Genomic DNA, 20,971 nt, shown 5'->3' on the forward strand with positions numbered 1-20,971 from the left:
TTGTCAAGAGTAAACAATCCTATAGACTAAATGAGATGAAATATTGGCGCGAAACTATCGCTGTCACCCAGCGCATCTTAATTGAATTACTCCGTCGGCGACGCAGCCTGATTTTTTGGAGTATTTTTCCAATTTCCGTCTTAATTCTCGGTGGATTTATTTTAGCAGAACGCGCAAAACTACCAATCAACACAGCTTTTGAATATACTGCACCTTCTACATTAGTCGGTGCGGCTTTATTTTTCAGTTGTTTGGGTGGTACAGTTGCAACCATCGTTGCAGAACGAGAACAGCAAACTATCAAACGCTTGTTTCTTTCACCATTGAGTGGTGTATCCTACTTTTTCGGAATTTTTTTAGCTCATAGTTGCATTGGCTTAGGACAAGCTTTACTCGTGTATACTGTTGCTGCGTTTTGGGGCGCAACATTTAAAGGTTCAATTTTTTTAGGATTAATAATTATTTTGATGAGTATGGCGGCTTACGTCGGCTTAGGTTTTATTTTAGGTACACAATTAGCTAGACGAATTGAAGATGTAAATGCTTTAGTTGCTGCTTTTGGCGTACCTTTATTAATCTTAGGTGGGGCTTTTCTACCAAGTTCATTGTTTCCTAAAAGTTTAATCAACATTGCCCAATATAACCCGATTTATCACATGAATGAGGCATTTGTTGGAGTTTCGAATAATGGCAAGCAAATTAGTGATATTACATCTCATTTTTGGTTTTTATTAATTTTTACTTTGCTAATGGTGCTGGGTGGATGGTTATCTTATCGCCGCATGTTACTAGTAGAAAGAAAATTATGAATAAGAATTTAGAAGTCAGAATTAATTAGTGATAGAAAAGTATCTACTACTAATTGTAGACCAATAAATTTTCAATTTTGTGAGGATAATGACGGGTTTATTTTGATGATTATTAATGGACTTACATAAACTATGGATTCTTCAATTACAACAAATTCTCATTCTGACCAAATACAAACTAAAAGAATCATCTCCCTAGATATGTTGCGCGGTTTAGTAATGGTGTTAATGGTGCTAGACCATGTACGAGATTTCTTTACTAATGTTCGCTTCCGTCCGACAGACTTAACACAAACAAATATCCCCCTGTTTTTCACACGCTGGATAACTCATTTGTGCGCTCCAACATTTATATTCTTAGCTGGAGTCGCAGCTTATCTTTATTTTGAAAATCGACTGCAAAGCAAGCATGAATTATCACGCTATCTCATAATTCGAGGACTGTGGTTAGTATTTTTAGAGTTAACAGTGGTACGTTTTGCCTGGATATTTGATCCTACCTACTCCTTTTCGTTAGCTGGTGTTCTGTGGGCAATTGGTTGGTCAATGGTTGTGTTAGCAGTATTAGTTAGAATGCCAATTCCTTTCATAGCTGCTTTCGGACTTGTACTGATATTTGGACATAATTTATTTGATCAGATTCATGCGGAACAACTAGGAAAATTGGGTTGGTTATGGGCAATTCTTCATGAACCCAAAATGCTGATGCCTTTGGCTAATAAAAAGTTATTTATTGGCTATCCTCTGATTCCTTGGATTGGGGTAATGGCAACAGGTTATGCCTTTGGGAGTTTCATGAAGCAGGAAAAAAGTTTGCGACAGCAATTATTCTTGCGGTTAGGACTGGGTTTAATTGCTGGCTTTGTGGTTCTCCGCGCTGTAAATATCTATGGCGATCCTTCACCCTGGACTGTACAAAAGAATTTTGCGTTTACCATACTATCGTTTATTAACTGTCAAAAATATCCACCTTCATTACTATATTTATTAATCACATTAGGTATAGCAATGCTCTTACTTTATCTATTTGAAAAGTATAGATTACGGATTTTACAACCTCTAGTTTTATTTGGTCAATTTCCTTTATTTTTTTATATAATTCACCTCTGGCTAATTCATTTAGCAGCCATTTTGCTGGCTTTACCTAAATATGGTTTAAAAGCAATTAATCTACCTTTTCTTTTTTCTTCCCTAATGCCTGCCGACTATGGATATGATTTACCAATGCTCTACAATTTTTGGATAATTATGATAATTCTGCTTTATCCTATTTGTAGTTGGTTTAGAAGTTACAAAACAAAGCATCCTCGCAAATTATCATCAAACTAACTGTAATGTGAGACATACCTATCCTTCCTTAAAAAGCCTACAGTGTACACCGTAGGCTTTTTAAGGAAGAATATTATAGCGGTTATCGTTCTAGTGAGGTAAAAGCAAGAATAATTAACCGCAGATGAACGCGGATGAAATCGATTTTTAAATGCAACATTTAAGACTTGATACGCTAGTAGGTTGGGTGAAACGAAGAGCAAACTAACAAAGCCTACCTGGATGATGTTGGGTTCCTAAGTTTTAATTTTGCTAACACACCTTGCTATTTTGCCAGTTGCCTAAGTCTGGTATTGATAGCTAATTCCTAATTAGTAATTTTATTCAATTTTCTCGTCATCAAAAAGCCTTTAAACCTCCGCCAGTTGGCTTTGACAACTTTCCATTGTTGTAGGATATGCAGAATAATCAAAGCTAAAAATGTATATGCTATCCAAAAATGAATGCTTCTACCTAAGTCTACTAAACTAGATTTTTGTGGGAAAAAATCGGGTAAAGTTAACCAAAAAAAATTGACATTATTACTTTTATAAGAATTAGAAAAAAAAGAACCCACTAACGGGAACTGCAAACATTAATAAATAAAGCAGAGTATGGAGTATAAATTTACGTGTCCATTCAGGAGTAAACCTTGGCAAATTTTTAGTGTATTTTCGCCACCATACCTGCAACAACACTAAAATCCGCCAAGTTAGCAAAGCTACTACCAAAGCTCCGATTGATTTATGAAAATCATATATTTCTGATCTTAGGAAAGTTCCACGAGATAAACGCGCCATACCTGAACCAGTTATAAATAAAACTAAATAACAGGCAGACATGATCCAATGTACAGACATGAGTTGCTTAAACGCAGAATTAATCCTAGCTTTCTTAACTGCTGATGTTAAATTCATCTCAATACATCTGAATTTTGTTATGGTTTTACTTCGCAGTGCTATTGGGCGTTTTTTTCGGCGTTGCTGAATCACAATATGAATTATGCGATCGCTATATCCTCGCGGGGGCTTTGCTCCCGCATTGGAATACAACGATGCTGGAGATAATAAACTAACAATCTAATAGAGAGTTCCAGCATTTCTACTGACTTAGAATAACAAAAAGTCTTTCTATGTAATCGGGCTAAATAATGTCTTAATCTGCTATTTTCACCTTCTACTCGTGTCATATAAGTTTTACACACAAGATGGTCTTCTTGATTAATAAAACATGGATAAACCGGATAGCCATCCGTTACATAAAAATATGAGTTCCACGCTTTAATCCTCTGCCACAACTGTTGAAAAGTTTCTGAACTTCTATCTCCTAAAACCCATCCTAAAATCCCCGAAGTCTTGTGGTTGACTACACTCCATACCCAAATTTTGTTTTTTTTGACCCGACAAAAGTTTCTAATTCATCAATTTCAGTTATTTCAGGTATTTCAGCTGTTTCGGGATGTTCTGGTAACTGACCACCCATTTGTTTCACCCAATAAATTACTGTTGTATGATGTACTTTTTTTACTCTTTCTATGGCACGGAAACCAGAACCATTAACATACATTTCTAAGCATTCTCGTTTAATTTCGTCACCATAACCCTTTTGATTGTGATATTCAATAAATTGACGACCACAATCTGCACAAATGTAGTTTTGTTTACCTCTTTATCTACCGTTCTTACGGATATGAGAGGAATTACAACGCGGACATTCCATGAAGATTCACCCTAATTCATATTCTCATTATGCAACGCCGTTTTTTGTGTATTGAAATAGTTCAAACCTATTTTGTTTTTCGCTTGAAGAGTAAACCTATACTCACAGCAGCTAAAGCCCCAAGAGTGGCACTAGGCTCAGGGACAGCATTTGGTATGTTTTGCTCAAAACGATTTTGGAGAAGAGTATCGCCACCTATTAATTCGATAGAACCATCAGAAGAAGTTACGGCACGACTGGCTTTGCCTAAAATATTTTCTTCTAAGATATAAGACAGATTGTTGACAGCTTGATTGGGGTCAAATCCAAAGCCAGCAAATAGGAGATAACTGTACAATGGTTCAGTTTGTCCTGGACGAACGATACTATATGAGATAAATTCAAACGCTGGGTTATCTTTAATTAATTCTGCCCGTAAATCTGCATCAAATGGAATGGTATCAGGAACAAAAGGTCTATCTGGATTAAAAATGAGGAAGCCATTCGCATCTAAAACATAACGACCTGTGTTAATGGAACTTGCAGGACAATTGGGTTGAAAACCAAGATTACCACCGCTAATACAAACTTCTCCATTCCCTGACGTAAAGTCTTGTATAGCTCCTTGAAAAAGACCTATTCCTAAGTCACTGGCACTATCAGTTATTTCACTACCATCCCTGGCCGTATTAACTAAATTAAATTGAGCAAGCGCATTTTGTTGGTCTGAGCCTGTTTGAGAATATGTGTTAGTTCTAAGTCTTCTTTGTGCTGCGGCTGGTTCTACAAAACTTAGAATTACGGGAACTACTGTCAAGCTAATAGCAAACATTAACTTGATTATTGTCATGTTTAATTTACCTACCTGTACCTTGAAAAATAAGTGAACAAGAATAAGTCGCCACAGTTAAATTCCCGACTATGTAGACAAAATGAATCTGTCCTTCAGCAACAATTTGCCGAAAGCTAACTATATATAAGTCTGCTAAGGATGTAGACTTTGTTTACATAGCTTGGAATTCTATGCCGAGGTAATTTATCGAAGCTTGATACACCCAAATAAGTTTGTTTACTACTTTTTTTTAAGAAAATTTTACTGTATGTGGACAGTAGCAATCTTCTCTGGCAGAAATACTACAGTGTAATGATATCTAAATTACAATATTTACGGATTTTTTGCGGAAAATTTATAAAAATCTTACATTTATCAACCGTGTTTTCTTCTAATCAATGCAAGTGCTAGTTATTATATGGTCACTAATTCATCAAAATTTATCAATTATGCAATGTAGCAATTGAAACATAAAAATATTGTCAGTTAGAAGTGATTCAGTTTGGATAAAAATAAAAAAGCTATGTCTAGTTTAGAGGAAGCGATCGCTTGCCCTGTTTGCCAAAAAACTCTCACTACTGCACCATCAGACTGCAATCAATGTCAAAATTACTTCCGTCAGGAAGTAACAAAAATGCCATTAGCACCAGTTGATTTAACACCTGCACAAGTCAAGGATGGGGTTGATGTAGTTAATTTCCAGCCACTACGCACCGAGTTATTTCGCTTACCAATCATTTCTTTTTTATACGAGCGTATCTTACCGCCAATTTGGGCAATGGGGTTACGTAATCGGGGCGGGATGGATACGGAATTTCAGCAGTGTATCGAGTTTTTTGGTCAAAACTTAGGTACTGTGGCAGATATTAGTTGTGGTACAGGAATTTTTGCCCGCCGTTTGGCTTTATTGCAGCAATGTCAGCAAATTATCGCTCTGGATTACTCAGAGACAATGTTAGGGCAATTACAACAACAAATGCAACGAGATGGGATATTACCATCTCAGATCACCATTATCCGCGGCGATATCACAGCATTACCATTCGCACCAAATTCTCTTGATGCTGTTTACAGTGGCGCGGCTATACACTGCTGGCCTGATGCGACAACAGGAGTTCGCAATATTTATCAAGCATTAAGTAGTGGAGGTAAGTTATTTGCCACTACATTTCTCCAACCATTACCCAGCATAATATTTCGCTTCTTCACTGCCGATGAGTTGCAGCAAATTGCGATCACCGCAGGTTTTCATCCAGACTGTGTACAGGTGGAAACTCGCGGAGTATATGGTACGCTCAAATGTATTAAGTAAATTAATCACCAATAGATAAAACAAGACCTTCACAGGCTAGTAAACCTTGGGCAAAAGTGGCTTTCACATCAGTTTGCACTTCGTCAAGAAAATCATCCTCATCATCGGGATGGTGATGAGAAATCACTAATTTCTTCACTGCTGCACCTTGGGCTAATTCTACAGCCGCTTGCCAGTGTAAATCAGTCGATTCATGGCTGTTAGCTGTTGGCGGAACGTAAGTAGCATTCGCAATCAACAAATCTACACCTTTTACCAGTTGTAAAATCTGTTCTTGATCCACAGGATCAGCATTTTTAGTTAAATCTGTGACGTAGGCAACACTTTTGTCTTGCCAGGAAACTCGGTAGCCAACAGAACGCTGAGTTTGATTAATCAAGGCTGTGGTAACTGTGACATCATCTAGCTGCACATTATTACCAGGAATCACATTATAGAAATGCAATTCCGACTGCATTACCTGGAGTGGATAAGGAAAGTGCGGTTGTAACATCTGATCACAAAGGCACTGTTTAATCGAAGCACTGTTAGAAGCAGCCGAACCATAAATATGAAAGCGGTTTTCTGGAACAAACGCTGGTGCAAAAAACGGAAACCCTTGAATGCGATTTGATTGAGAATTGGTAAAAAATAAATGTGCTTCTATCGGCTGTTGCAGTTGTCGCAAAGATTTACCGAGAATACGTAAACCAGTCCCACCATCAAAAATCAAGTGTTTACCTGCTACTTGTATACCTACACAAGCAGTATTCCCACCATAGCGATCGGCGTTACTAGCTGGGGTGGCTATTAAACCTCTGACACCCCAAAATTGCACAACAAATTCACCCACGGAACTACTAGCGGTTGTAGTTGCGGTTTCAGTTACGGAACTTTGGAAATCCGACGGCGCAAGATTTGACATTTTTCTGACAATTTAGACCTTACTGAGCAGGTCATCGTAGTGCCGCACTTCTAATAGTCGGTTTTTTTTCGTCCACAATGACTACCGTAGGAGAGTAATTTTTTAACTCTTCCAAAGAGAACTGCCCGTAAGCCATTATAATCAAGCGATCGCCCACAATGCCTAGACGTGCCGCCGCCCCATTTAGCTCAATAATTCCCGAATTGGCTGGAGCCTTGATTGCATAAGTAATAAAGCGTTCACCATTGGCAACATTGACGACTTGCACTTGCTCATAGGGTAAAATACCAGCCTTATCTAACAACATTTCATCGATGCTGATACTACCTACGTAGTTAATATTCGCCCCAGTCAGGGTGCAATTGTGTATTTTTGCCAAAAGAACTGTACGCTGCATTTAGGTTTGAGATTTTTGTGGCTAGGTGTGCAATCTGCAATTAACAAACTTTTAATTTTGTGATTGCCTGAATCTAGTATAGGAAAGCAGGAGACAGTCTTTATGAATTTTTGACTCAGTACTGTTGAGAAGCTGAGAAGTTAGGAGTGCTGATTTTCACTCCTAACTCAGTAATGCTTATTTAGCAGCTTTGATGCACTTTTCTACCAAAGCTGAGACTGTACCAACATCTTGCCAACCGAGAATTTCAGTTACTTTCTTTTCCAAGTTTTTGTAAGTGCGGAAAAATTCAGCAATTTCATCTAAACGGTGTGGTGCTACGTCATTGAGAGATTTGACATGGGTATAGCGTGGGTCTTTGTCTGGTACACAAAGAATTTTTTCATCGCGATCGCCACCATCAATCATCTCTAACATACCTATTGGGCGTGCAGCAATGATACAACCAGGGAAAGTTGGCTCATCGATGATCACCATCCCATCTAGAGGGTCGCCATCATCAGCCAAAGTATTCGGCACAAAACCATAGTCGTAGGGATATCTTACCGAAGAATAAAGCACTCGGTCTAGGGCAAAAGCTTCTAGTTCTTTGTCATACTCGTATTTATTCTTGCTCCCGCCTGGGATTTCAATCAGAACATTCAGAATACCCGGTTTTGGTTGAGCAGGAATACGGGATAAGTCCACAACAAAACTCCTTGGCTAACAGTAAATTGGGGATGCACTCTGTTTAGTTCCCCGTGTAGAATTTTATGGCCAAGATGTACTTCTGCCCAAAGTATTTTCTCACACACCCTGAACCCGACAATGATGATTCTTCCATCCGAGGGATGTGTCAATAATTAAAGAATGACTAATCTAAAAGTAACATTTAATCAATAAATAATCGAATTATGCCATCTCCAAAACCATTGTATGGCACAGAACTAGTAGACTGTGCCAGAGCGAATGCCAAGCAAGGAATTGAAACTGCTGCTTATCAATGTGGCTATGGTGATGATCTTAATACTTTTGCCCAAGAACTCCGACAAGCTTGTGAAAAAATGAATTTACAAGTCAAGGAATTAAGTGAATTAATTACTGATCAAGATATGATTCTCGAAATAGGTACTGGTGAAATTATTGCCCCAGATACAGCTTCTGAATTATAAATACAGTAGCCTTGGAGATTGTAGAAGGCTTGCCACGCCACTAGCGACTTCAGTCGCGGCTACACAGACACAACCCGCACTTCGACAAGCTCAGTGACCTTCTTCGCGGGTTCCAAACTCTTGATTTTACGTTAGTCCGCCTACGCGGACTTTGTTTTTATAGCCGAGCCAGTGCGTTGAGGAGACAGCGCCGTGGGCGGGTTTCCCGACTTGAGGCGACTGTCGTCGGCTCTGCCGACTTGAAGCATCTGGCGTGCGAATTCCATTCGTCGGGGCTAGGTGCAAGATGTGATAATCGCCTTCTACCACAATTAAATCTTACGCTGTTTAATGGGTTGGGCGGGATTACCGGCATAAATTGTCATCGGCTCTAAAGAACGTCCTGTAACTCCACCTAAAGTCAACACCGCACCCTTCCCAACAGTTACTCCAGGGCCAATTACTGATTTTGCAGCAATCCAACTACTTTCTTGAATGTGAATTGGCGCAGTCATTAATTTAAAATCAGGATGACTCCAGTCATGGTTTCCCGTGCAGAGATACACCCCTTGAGATATACACACATGACTTTCAATCGTCACATTCGCTAGATTATCAATCCAAGCATCTTCCCCAATCCACACATGATCACCGACAACCAGCCGCCAGGGAAACTTCACCCGCACACCTGGTTTAATCCGCACATTCTCACCAATCTGCGCTCCAAAACTGCGAAGTAACAACACTTTTAACCCTGAAGCAGTCAACCACCGATTCTGCACCAAAGGAGAACCCAGGAAATACCACAAAACTTGTTTCCATAAAGGTGCGCCAGGAGTATAAGTAGCAAGAGTGTAATTATCTAACCGCATATATCAAGCTAATAAATAATAACCTGTTTTAGTGACTGTCCGAAAAATTCAGTTCTCGCTTGTCAAAAAATTAACTAGGAAAGTTAAAATACAGTAATAAAGCTATAAAAAAATTTTCGGAACATAAGTATATGTAGTGGACTGTTTCAGTTAAAACGGTGTATTAAAAAAATAAGAAAGCATTGATTGATATTAACTTTATCAATAATCTATTGACCTATTTTAGCTGAAACAGTCTACTACGTACATTTCAGAAATTAAAATATTAGTCCTATATATAAAATGTTCGGAACATAAGTTTTAAAGTAAGTAAAATGACATTACTACAGAACAAATATTTTTCAGGAGACATATTTCTATATATTTTTGCATCAAAAATAAGTTCTAAGCATTTATCACACATCTATATAAAAGAGTAGTGGAAAGCTGTCAGCCAAACTAGCTGAACTTTACAAAAACATATATCTTAGTCTATGCAAAGGATATGACATCAGATGCTATATATTTTCTTTTGTCACATTATAAAGATTATAAAGAGTAACTGTGCAACAAAATTCAACTAAGCTTTTGCAAGAAACTGTCTTATCCTCAAAAGGAGTAGTGGTTGAAATTACTGAAAAATCAATCCTTTGTAGTTGTGGTATGCCTATGACTGTGTGAATCACTGAGAAGCAGTCCTATCAATATATTGCAAAGATACACAACTATAGCAAATGAAGATTTTATGAAGTGAATCAGCTAAATATTGTGTTCTCCATGTGTTGTATGTAAGTGTATTTATGTCAGCTTTATTGAGTAGATATCAACTAGCTTGATGGTAACTACGGAATCTTAAGTTTTAGAAAAACACAAAGTCTTGATAAAGTGCAATTACTTAAGTGTGGGTATGGATATTTTATAAAACCTTTTGGTTAACCTAACCTACTCACTTGAAATCTACTTGGGTGGATTCTGCGTACATTGCTTCAAGTTAAACTTTTCGGGGCTACGTACGTGTGTTTTCTTAAAAACGTAATTTTACTAACAAGGGGCTGGTATCTGCAATAAATCTGGGAATTTTGCCACACAGCAATGTTGGTTTACTTAACACCTATTTTCTTTTGAGGAACAAACTAAATGGCAAATTTAAACATACTTAAAAACGTGGCTACAGTGGCGGCTGCGTCTGCTGTAGCAGTGATGGCTACCACAGGAAAGGCTTCAGCTATTACCATTGACCTGGGTGGTTCTTTTAGCACTGCGACAAGCTATTCCTACACTCAAGGCGGTATTACAGTGCAAGCAACCGGAGTTGGAGCTAATCCAGCAGAAACATTATTATTTCGTAATAGTAATGGTTTAGGAGTAATAACAGGCAACGATGGGAACGATAATAATCAAGTCGATGGTTTAGGCATTAACGAAACCCTCAACTTGTTATTTAGTCCTCAAGTAAAACTCCTCAAAGCCATCTTTTCTCAAGTTGATGCTGATCCAGATGGAGATGAATACTCAATATCAGTAGATAGTTCTTTCCTTCAAAGTGGGAACATTGCTTCTATTGGCACTGGTGTAGTCTCGGTAGCAATTAATAATTCTCCATTCGGCGCGCTTTACTCTTTCACTGTTACCGATGGGGATGACGACTACTTCCTGAAAGCTGTTGAAGTTCAGCCTGTTCCCGAACCTCTAACAATGGGTGGTATAGCTCTGGGTGCAACCTTTGGTGCATATCTCAGAAAGCGGTATTCCAAAAAAGACGAAAAGCTAGTCAAAGCTTAATTCGTAACTCTTGGGTAAGATTCCTATTATCAAACCCCAATTATTAACTTGTATTCCCTTCTTGTTTATCAGCTCTACTTGCAAACAAGTAAATCTGTTTTTGCAATTAAAAGCGATGAATTTTAGTGATTAACAAAGAATTATGGCAGTAGCTAGAGTTCAGTTTTCCTAATTATCAACACCACTAAACTTTCTCAGTGTTTCAACAATTGAAAGATATTTACATCATCAGTTAACTCAACTTAACGTAAAAATCTACATTATCATAAAATGCCTAAAACTCATCTCAAATACGAGATTTAGGCTTTTTATTACAGCTATAAAAGTATTTAAGCTAAAACCAGCATAGCTTATCAAAAATATTCTTATTTTTCAATTTGTCTGCGAGATATCTAATAAAAAATAGCTTATGAGCAAATTCATAGGCTATTTTTTATTAAGGTTTCATTTAGCTGCTTTTAGTTAGGCGCTCTTACCCCATTTTTCCCGTAAGCTGAATAGTCTCCCACAGGTATGAGGCTTGCGTGTCCATCTACCTTATAATGAAAAGCCTTAACAGGAACGATTTGCTTAAAAGTAATGCCCTGAGAGGAATCTGGTGCAGTTTTTGCGTTTTTTTCCATAAGCATCTGTGTAGATTACAGAGTTTGGAGAATCGGCAAAAGCTAGTGCTGAAAAATGGCTATTAGAATTAACTGTTCCACGGAAAGGTGAACGGGGGTCATCCCAGGTAACTTTACTTCCAGCCGCCAGAACTTCTTGGCACAATAGGCTCTTAGACATGGGATGACTAGAAATGTAGCAAGTATCAACCGTTCTGGTAATTTTCGTAGCGGAAGAAGAATCAAAGAAACGTGAAGGATTTTTAAGATTAAAGTAGAAGCTGCCACCTGCAAACCCTGTTAACCAAAACTCACTACTTCTAGCAGAAGCACCAGCTAACTGTTCTTCCTGTGTACCGCGCACAAAACATTCTTTAGTGGGAATGGCTCTCTGTACACCGCCTATAGGCTGATCAATAGGGTTGGGTGAAATACCAGAAACAACAAACAGACTACACAAAGAGGTTTCAGGTTCTTTGAATTGTCCAGCTTTACCAAATAAGGCAAAATGTTTTAAGTTAAAAGGCTCCTCTCCATCGCATTTACCACCCACAAACATTTCATGAGCTGTATTTGTTAAGGCATCTGGGGAATGGCTTCCCATGTGCAGTTTTATAGTCACATCACAAGTAGTTTTTAAGCTGGTGTTATTTGCGTTGTACATATACCAGTTATTAGCAACTAGAACCTTGTGTCCAAAGTGGTCTTCATGCCTAGCGTGAGATGGACTATTAACCTCTTGCTGTTCGCTGACATATCCAAATGCTGGCATACCCACAATATTAAATACCTCAGAACTGCGTGGGTCATCGCCATGCTCGTGTCCGTATGTACAGTACATATCGGTTTCTGGGTTAAAGTCTACAGGCGGGTGCCATGTGGGGTATACCTTACCATCTTCAGCTTTTGTCCAGTAGGTGTCGTGCATCCACTTAGGGCATTCCCCAGTTTTGGCTGGAGACCACAACCCGTATGATCTAGCCAAGGTTTCGGAACTGGCTGGTAGTAGGTTTTGTGTCCGCACTGGTCTGCCAGAAATGGGTATAACAGGAGCGCCTTTGTTTACTTGGTCTGGTTGGATTTTTTGGATATCGTCTATTTTCTGCACAGTATCCTTAGCCCAGAAAGCAAACCAATTAAAGCGCATATTGCTGTTAGAGCCTGTGAATTTGATGACTAGGTTTCTTGTGTCATTGTCCGGCGTGTTTTTGGCCAGATTACTATTCAAAGGGCAAGGAACTGTACGGTAGGTTTGCAAACCAGTAGTATTGATGGTGCAAGTTCCAACTACAGGGCCGTTCAGTGAGTCCAAAAGTACTTCAACACTATTTGTTCCTGAATCTAAGGAAACACGTAGCATCAAAGCTTCGACACCACTACCTAAGTCGAGGTTGTTGTATATTGCATAGTTGCCATTGGCAGCGTTGGTCAGTTCTTGAGACTGTCCAACACCCAAAAAAGAAAATGGATCTTCGCTGCGTTCGTTATAACCACCCCAAACTGTCTGTAGACCAAAGCGAGAAGCAAAACTGAGAGCATCTACTCGCTGAAATACTGGCCAAGGTGCCTTTGCTGTCGATGGAATAGTTGATGTACTTGCCGCTACTGAAGGTTGCAGTGGTTCAAAAATAGAAAATTTACCATGAGTAATGCCAGATAAGCTGAATACTAACGCGATCGCAGCGTATAGTAAAAACTTACTAATTTTATTTTTTGTCATGTCCTCTAAGCCGAATCAAAATAGGAAACAGGGAATTGCAGTTAACTAGCTGCTACTACGTCCGCGAATTATTACGGAGCAACACCTGAGATAATATATTACAAATAGAGATAACAACCTCAGCATTTTTTTGGATGATAGATTGTGGTTATTGAACTAGTCTTGTAAGAAAATTTACTACTATAGTTTAAAAAAATTAAGAAAATTGGCCAGTTATCCGCAAATCACTCAAGCTACTTCTATTTGTGAAACTAAAAACTTTAAGTCTTTATCAAGTCAGGCTTTGAGAAAAAAATATTAAAACTTTGATCTTTTCATTTTTTGCTAATGACGATCATTTAATCAAGCAGAAATCTGTACGATTAAATAATTGTGATATATGATACTTGTAAGTATAAATTCTTAAATATAATGAATCTGATAGTAAAATTACATATTGCCTAACCAAGAATCCATAACTTGTAATTATTGCTTTCTATATAAAGATTATGAAGATCCAATGTAAATCTGAGAAATTAAGGATTTTCTATAAAAGTCAAGGTAAAGAGCTTGTTATCCTTGCCAGATAAAGCAGATGAAAACACACTGATACATACCTCACGGTAAATTAAGTAATCATCTAGTTTAAAGCCAAATGAAGATTTGATGAAAAATCTTTAACAACGTTGTATTCGTTGTACATTGTATGCAAATGTATTGACATATCAGTATTTTTTAGGAAGCAGTGATCAGCCTTTAAAGAAATCACCGTCTTTTACAGATAACTCTTTAAACTATGTATAAAGGGTTTCTATGATACCTTATATTTGTTCCCTGTCTTGGTCTAATAGTGAAAGTTAAATAGATACAACTGTTGAAATTCACAATTGAGTTCATACCTAACTTACTAACTAAATTGAGCTAAATTGAGGATATAATTTTAATGAATATCTAACTCAATTTATAAGAATTGATTTTGGGTTAGGGATGATAATTAAGTGCTTAATATATTTAATATATTTCTTATTTCGTCAGATTTTCTAGGGCTAAACAATACTACTTTTAATTAATATTATTAGTTGCTTCTATAGCAGTTATATTTGAGAGGCTGAAAAACAAAGACAAGAGAGATATTATGTTTACATATATTTGAGGATTGTTATAGTGCAGAGTTGTTTTTATTAAAAAATTTTCATTATATTTAAATTAAAAATAATCTTATAAAATTGTGATGCAAATTTAAAAATCCTAAACTTGACGTTCAATCTCAATTAAATAAAAAATATGCAAAACAGGTTATCAATCTCAATAAAAAATGTTGAAATATGGTTAATAGGAATTGGTGGAACCCTAATCGCTATTAATTTAAACTTAGTCAGCAGGGTTAACCACCCAACTAATTTTTATGTATATATTTTATTCTTGACAACTCTTTATTTATTACTGAAAGAAAAACGGCATCAATTAAACCTAGAAAGCAGTATATTATCTAGTATTACAGGTACACTGTTGATAGGCTTAGTATTTGTTTACAGTTTTTTTCAAATTAACATTGGTTTTTTATTTTTATTTCCACCTTTACTATCTGGTTTTGGTACTGCCCTGTTAGCTTCTGGTTATAGAGGATTAAAGCAGTATAAAAGAGAGTTGTGGTTATTAGGATTTCTAACTATACGTAATTTTATGATTATGAATAAGTTAGATTTGACTATAGTCACAGCTAAATTCTCTACAGTTATTCTTTGGTATACAGGTTTTAAGGTCAATCGTTCAGGTGTTATGATACATCTACCAACTGGAAGTGTAGAAGTATATTCTGCATGTTCTGGAATTGATTTAATTATAGATTTATTAAGTTTAGCAGTACTATTTATTTATTTGTTCAATCTCAGCTGGCAGCAAAAAATTATGATACCTATAGTAGCTGCCTGCTTAGGATTTGTGGTTAATGGATTTAGAGTTGCATTAATGGCTATTTTAGTAGCGCAGGGAGATAAGGAAGCTTTTGAATATTGGCATCTTGGAGATGGTTCTTTAATATTTTCTATAGTGGCTAGTCTATTTTTATGTTGTTTCTGCTGGTTTTTACTAAGTAGGAATGAGAACGAAAGTAAAAATTCTATCAATTACTCAAAGTAATGTTTTGGAAAGAAAACCGCATTCAATTTTTAGCTTTCATCTTCAGTGTAGGGATATTAGTTGCGGGAAAATCAATTTTCTTCCCTCCAAGTAAAGAACAAACTCATACATTTGCCTTTCCTGAAGAAGTACCTTTAGCGCAATGGCAAACTAGTTTTGCTACGCCAATAAAATCTTTAACGAAAACTCAGCAAAACCCAGATTTATTAGCTAAAAAACATTATAGATACGTTAAAAATGATTTATCATTGGATATTGAGATGCGTTATTTACAAAATTTCTATTATGCAGATATTGGTGCATACATTCAACGCAATCTTGGTATAAAATATTCTACCTTAGTGCGTCAGCAAGAAGGAATTGGATACTACGGACTAGGGATAGATAAACAAAAAGCTTATCTTAGTAGTTGTATTAATCCACGAGGGGGTAGCACCTTCACTCACGCGCAGTTTAGAGAAAATCGCATTTCTCAAGATATCAGTTTGAATCGTTTAATACCAATCTTACTAGGACAAGAAGCCCTTTTAGACAAACGCTGTTTATGGGTATATTTATCAATTCCTTTAGAAAAGTCTTCCCCTGAAGAAGCCTACCAAACACTAGAAAAAGCTTGGTTTTCTTGGTATCAGTGGTGGCAACCTCGATTTCCTAAACCTTGAATTTTAATAACTTTACTTTTGTAATTCATTTACCTTTTAATTATGGCTGAAACAAACATTCGTGAATCTAATACTAGTGAATCTAATGCTCGTGAAACAGACATCCGTGAATTTGTTGAGTTAGAATTCACCAAACTAAGTAAACTGGTAGGGAATATACAACCTCTGCTAGAACTAGTTAATCTTTGGCGTTTTCTTGGCTACGGTATGCTGTTGTTGGCATTTTTAGACTTAATTGATATTTTTGTGCCACCAAGCTTCATGAATCCTACTTGGGAATTCCAAACTATGGGAAGGTTGGTAAACCAAGTGGGAATACCATTAATTGGATTACTTTTTGTCTTTTCTGGTAAGTTAGCCAAAAGAGCCAGATGGGAATCAGGTATTTTGGCATTATTATCTCGTTTAAGTTTGTTAGTTGCATTGTTATACTTGCTGCTAATTCCTTTAGGCGTGGTTAACACAATACGTTTGTATAACACTAACCTTGAGCAAATTAAGACTGGCTATGAACAAAGACTGTCTCAAGCTAATCAGGTTGAAGAGCAACTAAATAAAACTTCACCCACAGACATAGATAATTTAATTAAGCGCCAAGGTGGTTCATTAAATGGTAGAAGTCCTGAAGATGTTAAAAATCAAATTCTTTCACAACTCAATCAAACCAAGCAACAACTCAAAACTCAAAAGGAAACAAATCAGTCTTCTGTAACGTTCAATTTATTGAAAAACTCTGTAAGATGGAATATAGGAGCGTTAATATCCGCAGTTTTGTTTATTCTGATTTGGAAGGAAACACGCTGGGCTAGAAAAAAATCAGCGTAGTTAAATAAGAAGTAAATTTTTGATGGCTAAGTACTTTATATCTAGCCTTGGTTAAAAAGATTTATGACAAAAAGATGAAACTCATACGTGGGTTTCATTTTTTTAGTATTTATAAAGATGTGCTATGAATTCAACAAATAATACTCAGGTTAACCTTATGCACCTGTATAACCTGTAATTATCCACATGAGAGAGCGAGCAATATCACGAAGAATGCGAAAAACCGATTCTAGTTCTGTTGGCTGAGATTGTATGGGGACGGGAGTAAAGGCAATACCTCGACTACCAAGGATGATAGTAGCGATCGCCTTGACCCTAGGCATATGAAATTCAGAAGTAATTAGGAATAGGTGTTGTATCTGCTGTTGGTGGAAAACATCAACTAAGGTAGTAAAGTTAGTCACAGTATCCTTAGCACGGTAGTCAAGATAAAGACGACTATCAACAATACCTGCGGTGTGAAAAATTGCCCTTGCTTTGTGTAGCGGTTTACCCGAAGAAACCCAAATTTTCATATCTGGATAATATTGGGCAAATAAAGCAGTAAATTCTTCTCGGTTTGAACCACCACCAAGAGTTAAGATAGCTTGGGGTTTGGGAGTTTGGTAATATGCGATCGCTAGTTTTATCGGTATCGTAAGTAGCAAAGCAAGAATCATACCTGCCAGAAAAAACATCCAAATTTTTTGGAGTCGATAAGCTAACAATTTCATAACAGGACTAAATGCTTGGAGGATGCTGGCAAGATTAGTCTATTCCAGTTGATTTATTGTGTAATTTTTCCAACTCAATTAAACGAATAGATAACAATATTTCGGCTAACATTCGTTGAAAAGCATAGTACCAACCAGGCCAGCCGTCCCAGATTCCACCTTTAAGAATCAGGCAATAAAATAAGATGATGAAGGGAGCTAGAACTTTTTGTTTGCGGATGCGATCGCCTAAACTCAGTTCACTAGCAGGCGTTTCCAGTAATTTTTTGCTTTCAATCACCATATAACGATCCTGCGCCCATAGCCAACGACTCAAGGGCTTGCGATCATCGTGATGTATATAATTGGACAGCATATCAGACTTGCCAGTTAGTTGCAAAAGTTGAGTGTGTCCATCATCTATATATATTGCTTTATCTTTACGAAATAAAACTTGGCGTGGGGGAAGTATTGTCCCTCTCAACGGGTTACCAAAAATGCAATACTTAAACCTGGCAGCATAGCCATTTACTGTTCCATTTGTTGGCAAAGATGCAATTTCCGTAATTAGTTCATCTGTAACGATATAGTCTGCATCTAAAGAAAGTACCCATTGAGATTCCACTTGCTCTAACCCGAAGTTCCACTGTTGAGCGTGAGTATCAAATTTTCTTTGAAAAACTTTAACTTGGGGATAGCAAGATAATATGTTCAAAGTTTTGTCTGTGCTATAGCTATCAATAACTATAATTGTTTTAGCCCAGCTAAGATGTTGCAGCGTGCGATCAATATTTGGGGCTTCATTATAAGTAAGTATTAAGGGAGTAATTTTTGTTAACATTTATATATTAAATTGTATTTTGTTCAATTGCGTAAAATTTAATTATTTTTTCAATAAAAGCTTAAAATCAGCAAGATATAAATCAGCAACTTTCTCATATCTATATTCCGATGCTTTTTGAATGGCTTTCATACTCATATAAGATATTTTTTCTGGGTTTTGAATGACATGGGTAAAAACTGCTGCTAAATTTTGTGCTGCATCGTTACCACGATGATTAAAGAAATAACCTGTTTCTCCATCTTGGATATAATCTTGAAAACAAGATAAATTAGATACTATTGGAACTAGACCAGTTGCCATTGCTTCAAGAGGTGCGATTGGAAATGCTTCTCCTTTTTCTGCTAATGAAGGATAGCAAAACAAATCTGCATCTCGATATATATCTGCCAATTTTTTTTGTATCAAAAATTGGGTTTAAAAATTCTACTTTCAGAGATTTTGATTGTAGTTGCAATTGATTAAAATATTTTTCCCCACCACCACCTTGACTACTTTTTATAGGGCCAATAATCCTGAGTCTGACTTGAGATATTTGCTGTGATATAATCGAAAATGCCTCTAATAGTAAATGAATTCCTTTTTCTGGATGAATTCTACCCACATATAATATTACTTTCTCTCCTGTGTCTTGTCTTGGTAGAGTAGGTGGAGAAAATATGTGTGTGTCAACAGGATTAGGAATAATTTTTATGCGAGGAATAGCATCAGGATATTGTTTGGCAATACCTTCATAAAGTGCTTTTGATAGTACGATAAAGCGATGTGCATAAGCATATAAACGGTACTGTCCTTTAGGAAATCGACCAACACTAATAACAATTTTGCCAACACCAAACCGCAGAGGAGCAAATACAGGCAACCAAAAATCGTTGATGACTAATATGTTTGATTTTGGTAATGTGGGAAAAGTCAGAAGAGCATAAACTAAATCTTTCAACAGGTCAAGCCAGATATTTGTACTTTGGGGAAATCCACCCCGACGTATGTATTGCACACCATTGATTGTTTCTGTTGGAGGTTGCCCTGGATAGGAACGACATAGAATAGTTACATCATGGCCTGCGGCAGCAAATTCTTCTGCTAAACCTTGCCAGAGACGATGATGCGCCCCTCCTTGTATGGCAGGAAGGGGAAACCAAGGCCCTGTAGCAATAGTAATAATCATACTGATGTCTCCCTAAAACTGATAAAGATGAACACAATTAGGCGGTTCACCACCACCGAGAATCCAGTAATAAAAATCAGCCATCTGCTTGGCTACTGAGTTCCAAGAGTATTTAGTTTGTACTAAATTTCTGCCTCTATCACCCATTTTTTGTCTCTCCACAGCAGACAGTTTCATTGCTTCAGTTAAGGCGATCGCTAATGCTTGCTGGTTATCTTCTATCCACCAACCACAGTTATGGGTTTCTAATTCCTGCCAAGGTGCGCCCTTAGTTGTCACAACAGGCACACCGTAAGCTAAAGATTCGGCGATCGCAATGCCAAAATTTTCTGAGTGAGTAGGCAATACAAATAAATCAGCATTAGTCAGGGCAGAATATTTCAATTGCCCAGAAAGCATACCAGTAAAAGTTACCTGTTGCCTCAAATTGAACCTTTCAACTAACAGTTGTAACTCTGCCTGATAGCCAATTAAGTCTGCACCTGCAATAATTAGATGCCAATCTGGAAAGGAATTAGCTAAAGATTGCCACACGTATAGTAAGTTATCCAAGCCTTTCTTCGGATGGATTCTTGAGAGGAACAGCAACCATTTTTTTTTGTGCTAGTTCAGGAAATATTCCGGCTAATACTTGTCTATTAGCTTGTTCATTAGTTGTAGGGATGCTAACACCATTGGGAATTAGCGCGACTGGTTGTTTATATCCTAAGTTGCGAATAGACTGAACTTCTTCAGCCGAGGTTGCATGAAAAGCAGTAGCATTATCTAAATTGTGCTTCTCGTATAACAACCAAGCAGGCCATTTTTTATACCAGCTATTGTTTAATGACCATGATTCTACCATACCTCTAGGAGAAATAACTAGAGGTATTTTGTTACGAACTGCCGCCTTGCGAGCATAAAGATTGGGAAACATCCATAATCCATGATTATGAATTAGGTCTAATTCTTGTGATGCTAGTTGTGTCAGATAATTACTAGCTGATGGTTGCCATCCTCTGACATATATTGCTAGTTTTTTAGCAATTAGACTATGTAATTCTACACTTTCAACAGGAAGTTGTCGCCCATTTAATTGATAATCGAGAGTGAATAAGTGTGAATATATATTGTTTTGAGATAAAGCTTTTGCTAGATTTGTGATAGAGTAAGCAGGTCCACCGACATTCTCGTTAATGCTGGCCACTACTTGGCAAATTCGAGGTTGATTAATTACTATTTTAGGCTGCAACAGCATATAATTTTTGTTGCTTTTCAGCTATTATGACTAATTATAAAATATTTGTTGTTCTAATAAATTAGAGGAATATAAAATATTAT

The 20,971-nt window shown here is 37.1% G+C and carries 20 protein-coding genes and 2 pseudogenes; 8 read left to right on the top strand and 14 right to left on the bottom strand.

The features are described from left to right. Window positions 1-35: 35 nt before the first annotated feature. Both ACX27_RS28235 and ACX27_RS28240 read left to right on the top strand, forming a co-directional pair. Window positions 36-809, top strand: coding sequence for an ABC transporter permease (locus ACX27_RS28235; protein WP_062298622.1), 774 nt, complete (start codon window positions 36-38; stop codon window positions 807-809). Between the two features lie 132 nt (window positions 810-941). Next, a complete protein-coding gene (locus ACX27_RS28240) occupies window positions 942-2,138 on the top strand; it encodes an acetyltransferase domain-containing protein (protein ID WP_062297424.1) in 1,197 nt (398 codons plus the stop codon). A gap of 536 nt (window positions 2,139-2,674) precedes the next feature. Here the strand turns inward: ACX27_RS28240 and ACX27_RS34515 are convergent. The 3 genes and pseudogenes from ACX27_RS34515 to ACX27_RS28255 form a co-directional block, all read right to left on the bottom strand. Next, complete coding sequence (locus ACX27_RS34515; protein ID WP_235526409.1) at window positions 2,675-3,109, bottom strand: cytochrome b; 435 nt, start codon at window positions 3,107-3,109, stop codon at window positions 2,675-2,677. Window positions 3,110-3,117: 8 nt separating this feature from the next. Continuing rightward, a pseudogene (locus ACX27_RS31345) lies at window positions 3,118-3,836 on the bottom strand (IS1 family transposase). A gap of 67 nt (window positions 3,837-3,903) precedes the next feature. Beyond that, the gene (locus ACX27_RS28255) at window positions 3,904-4,665 is read right to left on the bottom strand and encodes a PEP-CTERM sorting domain-containing protein (RefSeq protein WP_062297426.1); all 762 of its coding nucleotides are present in this window, start codon (window positions 4,663-4,665) and stop codon (window positions 3,904-3,906) included. 505 nt (window positions 4,666-5,170) lie between these two features. On the opposite strand from ACX27_RS28255, the gene ACX27_RS28260 reads away from it, so the two are divergent. Continuing rightward, window positions 5,171-5,959, top strand: coding sequence for a class I SAM-dependent methyltransferase (locus ACX27_RS28260; protein ID WP_144427556.1), 789 nt, complete (start codon window positions 5,171-5,173; stop codon window positions 5,957-5,959). 1 nt (window position 5,960) lies between these two features. Here the strand turns inward: ACX27_RS28260 and ACX27_RS28265 are convergent, their stop codons facing one another. From ACX27_RS28265 to ACX27_RS28275, 3 genes and pseudogenes are all read right to left on the bottom strand, one after another. Then, entirely contained in the window at window positions 5,961-6,863 is a 903-nt protein-coding gene (locus ACX27_RS28265; RefSeq protein WP_062297430.1) for an MBL fold metallo-hydrolase, read from the bottom strand. Between the two features lie 12 nt (window positions 6,864-6,875). Beyond that, window positions 6,876-7,260 (bottom strand): annotated as a pseudogene (gene panD / locus ACX27_RS28270) (aspartate 1-decarboxylase). A gap of 177 nt (window positions 7,261-7,437) precedes the next feature. Further along, a complete protein-coding gene (locus ACX27_RS28275) occupies window positions 7,438-7,947 on the bottom strand; it encodes an inorganic diphosphatase (RefSeq protein ID WP_062297431.1) in 510 nt (169 codons plus the stop codon). Between the two features lie 206 nt (window positions 7,948-8,153). On the opposite strand from ACX27_RS28275, the gene ACX27_RS28280 reads away from it, so the two are divergent. Beyond that, window positions 8,154-8,411 carry a hypothetical protein gene (locus tag ACX27_RS28280; protein WP_062297433.1) on the top strand — a complete coding sequence of 86 codons (258 nt, stop codon included), beginning with the start codon at window positions 8,154-8,156 and terminating at the stop codon, window positions 8,409-8,411. A gap of 311 nt (window positions 8,412-8,722) precedes the next feature. Here the strand turns inward: ACX27_RS28280 and ACX27_RS28285 are convergent, their stop codons facing one another. After that, window positions 8,723-9,262, bottom strand: a complete 540-nt coding sequence (locus ACX27_RS28285; protein ID WP_062297436.1) for a WcaF family extracellular polysaccharide biosynthesis acetyltransferase — start codon at window positions 9,260-9,262, stop codon at window positions 8,723-8,725. A 1,116-nt stretch (window positions 9,263-10,378) separates the two neighbouring features. On the opposite strand from ACX27_RS28285, the gene ACX27_RS28290 reads away from it, so the two are divergent. Beyond that, a complete protein-coding gene (locus tag ACX27_RS28290) occupies window positions 10,379-11,023 on the top strand; it encodes a PEP-CTERM sorting domain-containing protein (protein WP_062297438.1) in 645 nt (214 codons plus the stop codon). A 570-nt stretch (window positions 11,024-11,593) separates the two neighbouring features. Here the strand turns inward: ACX27_RS28290 and ACX27_RS28295 are convergent. Continuing rightward, a complete protein-coding gene (locus ACX27_RS28295) occupies window positions 11,594-13,345 on the bottom strand; it encodes a carbohydrate-binding protein (RefSeq protein WP_062297440.1) in 1,752 nt (583 codons plus the stop codon). Between the two features lie 1,263 nt (window positions 13,346-14,608). Here ACX27_RS28295 and crtA point away from each other — a divergent pair. The 3 genes from crtA to hpsJ-A are packed head-to-tail and all read left to right on the top strand — an operon-like array spanning window position 14,609 to window position 16,950. Continuing rightward, window positions 14,609-15,463: a cyanoexosortase A gene (gene crtA / locus ACX27_RS28300; protein ID WP_062297441.1), complete on the top strand. Its 855-nt coding sequence runs from the start codon at window positions 14,609-14,611 to the stop codon at window positions 15,461-15,463. After that, window positions 15,463-16,125, top strand: a complete 663-nt coding sequence (locus tag ACX27_RS28305) for a cyanoexosortase A system-associated protein (protein WP_062297443.1) — start codon at window positions 15,463-15,465, stop codon at window positions 16,123-16,125. Before crtA ends, ACX27_RS28305 begins: the two co-directional genes overlap by 1 nt. Window positions 16,126-16,167: 42 nt before the next feature. Then, window positions 16,168-16,950, top strand: a complete 783-nt coding sequence (gene hpsJ-A, locus ACX27_RS28310; protein WP_200929880.1) for an HpsJ-like protein, cyanoexosortase A-associated — start codon at window positions 16,168-16,170, stop codon at window positions 16,948-16,950. Between the two features lie 155 nt (window positions 16,951-17,105). Here hpsJ-A and ACX27_RS28315 read toward each other — a convergent pair whose 3' ends face one another. The 6 genes from ACX27_RS28315 to ACX27_RS33075 are packed head-to-tail and all read right to left on the bottom strand — an operon-like array spanning window position 17,106 to window position 20,888. Continuing rightward, a complete protein-coding gene (locus ACX27_RS28315; RefSeq protein ID WP_062297444.1) occupies window positions 17,106-17,663 on the bottom strand; it encodes a YdcF family protein in 558 nt (185 codons plus the stop codon). A gap of 34 nt (window positions 17,664-17,697) precedes the next feature. Continuing rightward, a complete protein-coding gene (locus tag ACX27_RS28320) occupies window positions 17,698-18,483 on the bottom strand; it encodes a glycosyltransferase family 2 protein (RefSeq protein WP_062297446.1) in 786 nt (261 codons plus the stop codon). A 42-nt stretch (window positions 18,484-18,525) separates the two neighbouring features. Further along, window positions 18,526-18,786 (bottom strand): glycosyltransferase, encoded by a 261-nt coding sequence (locus ACX27_RS34705; RefSeq protein WP_418006462.1) that lies wholly within the window; start codon window positions 18,784-18,786, stop codon window positions 18,526-18,528. A 4-nt stretch (window positions 18,787-18,790) separates the two neighbouring features. Then, entirely contained in the window at window positions 18,791-19,651 is an 861-nt protein-coding gene (locus ACX27_RS28325) for a glycosyltransferase family 4 protein (protein WP_250635680.1), read from the bottom strand. Window positions 19,652-19,663: 12 nt separating this feature from the next. Then, the gene (locus ACX27_RS33070) at window positions 19,664-20,203 is read right to left on the bottom strand and encodes a glycosyltransferase (RefSeq protein ID WP_062297448.1); all 540 of its coding nucleotides are present in this window, start codon (window positions 20,201-20,203) and stop codon (window positions 19,664-19,666) included. Beyond that, window positions 20,196-20,888, bottom strand: a complete 693-nt coding sequence (locus ACX27_RS33075) for a glycosyltransferase (RefSeq protein WP_062297449.1) — start codon at window positions 20,886-20,888, stop codon at window positions 20,196-20,198. The genes ACX27_RS33070 and ACX27_RS33075 overlap by 8 nt, the downstream gene beginning before the upstream one ends. Window positions 20,889-20,971: the final 83 nt, after the last annotated feature.

It is taken from the genome of Nostoc piscinale CENA21, from assembly GCF_001298445.1.
GTDB lineage: Bacteria > Cyanobacteriota > Cyanobacteriia > Cyanobacteriales > Nostocaceae > Nostoc_B > Nostoc_B piscinale_A.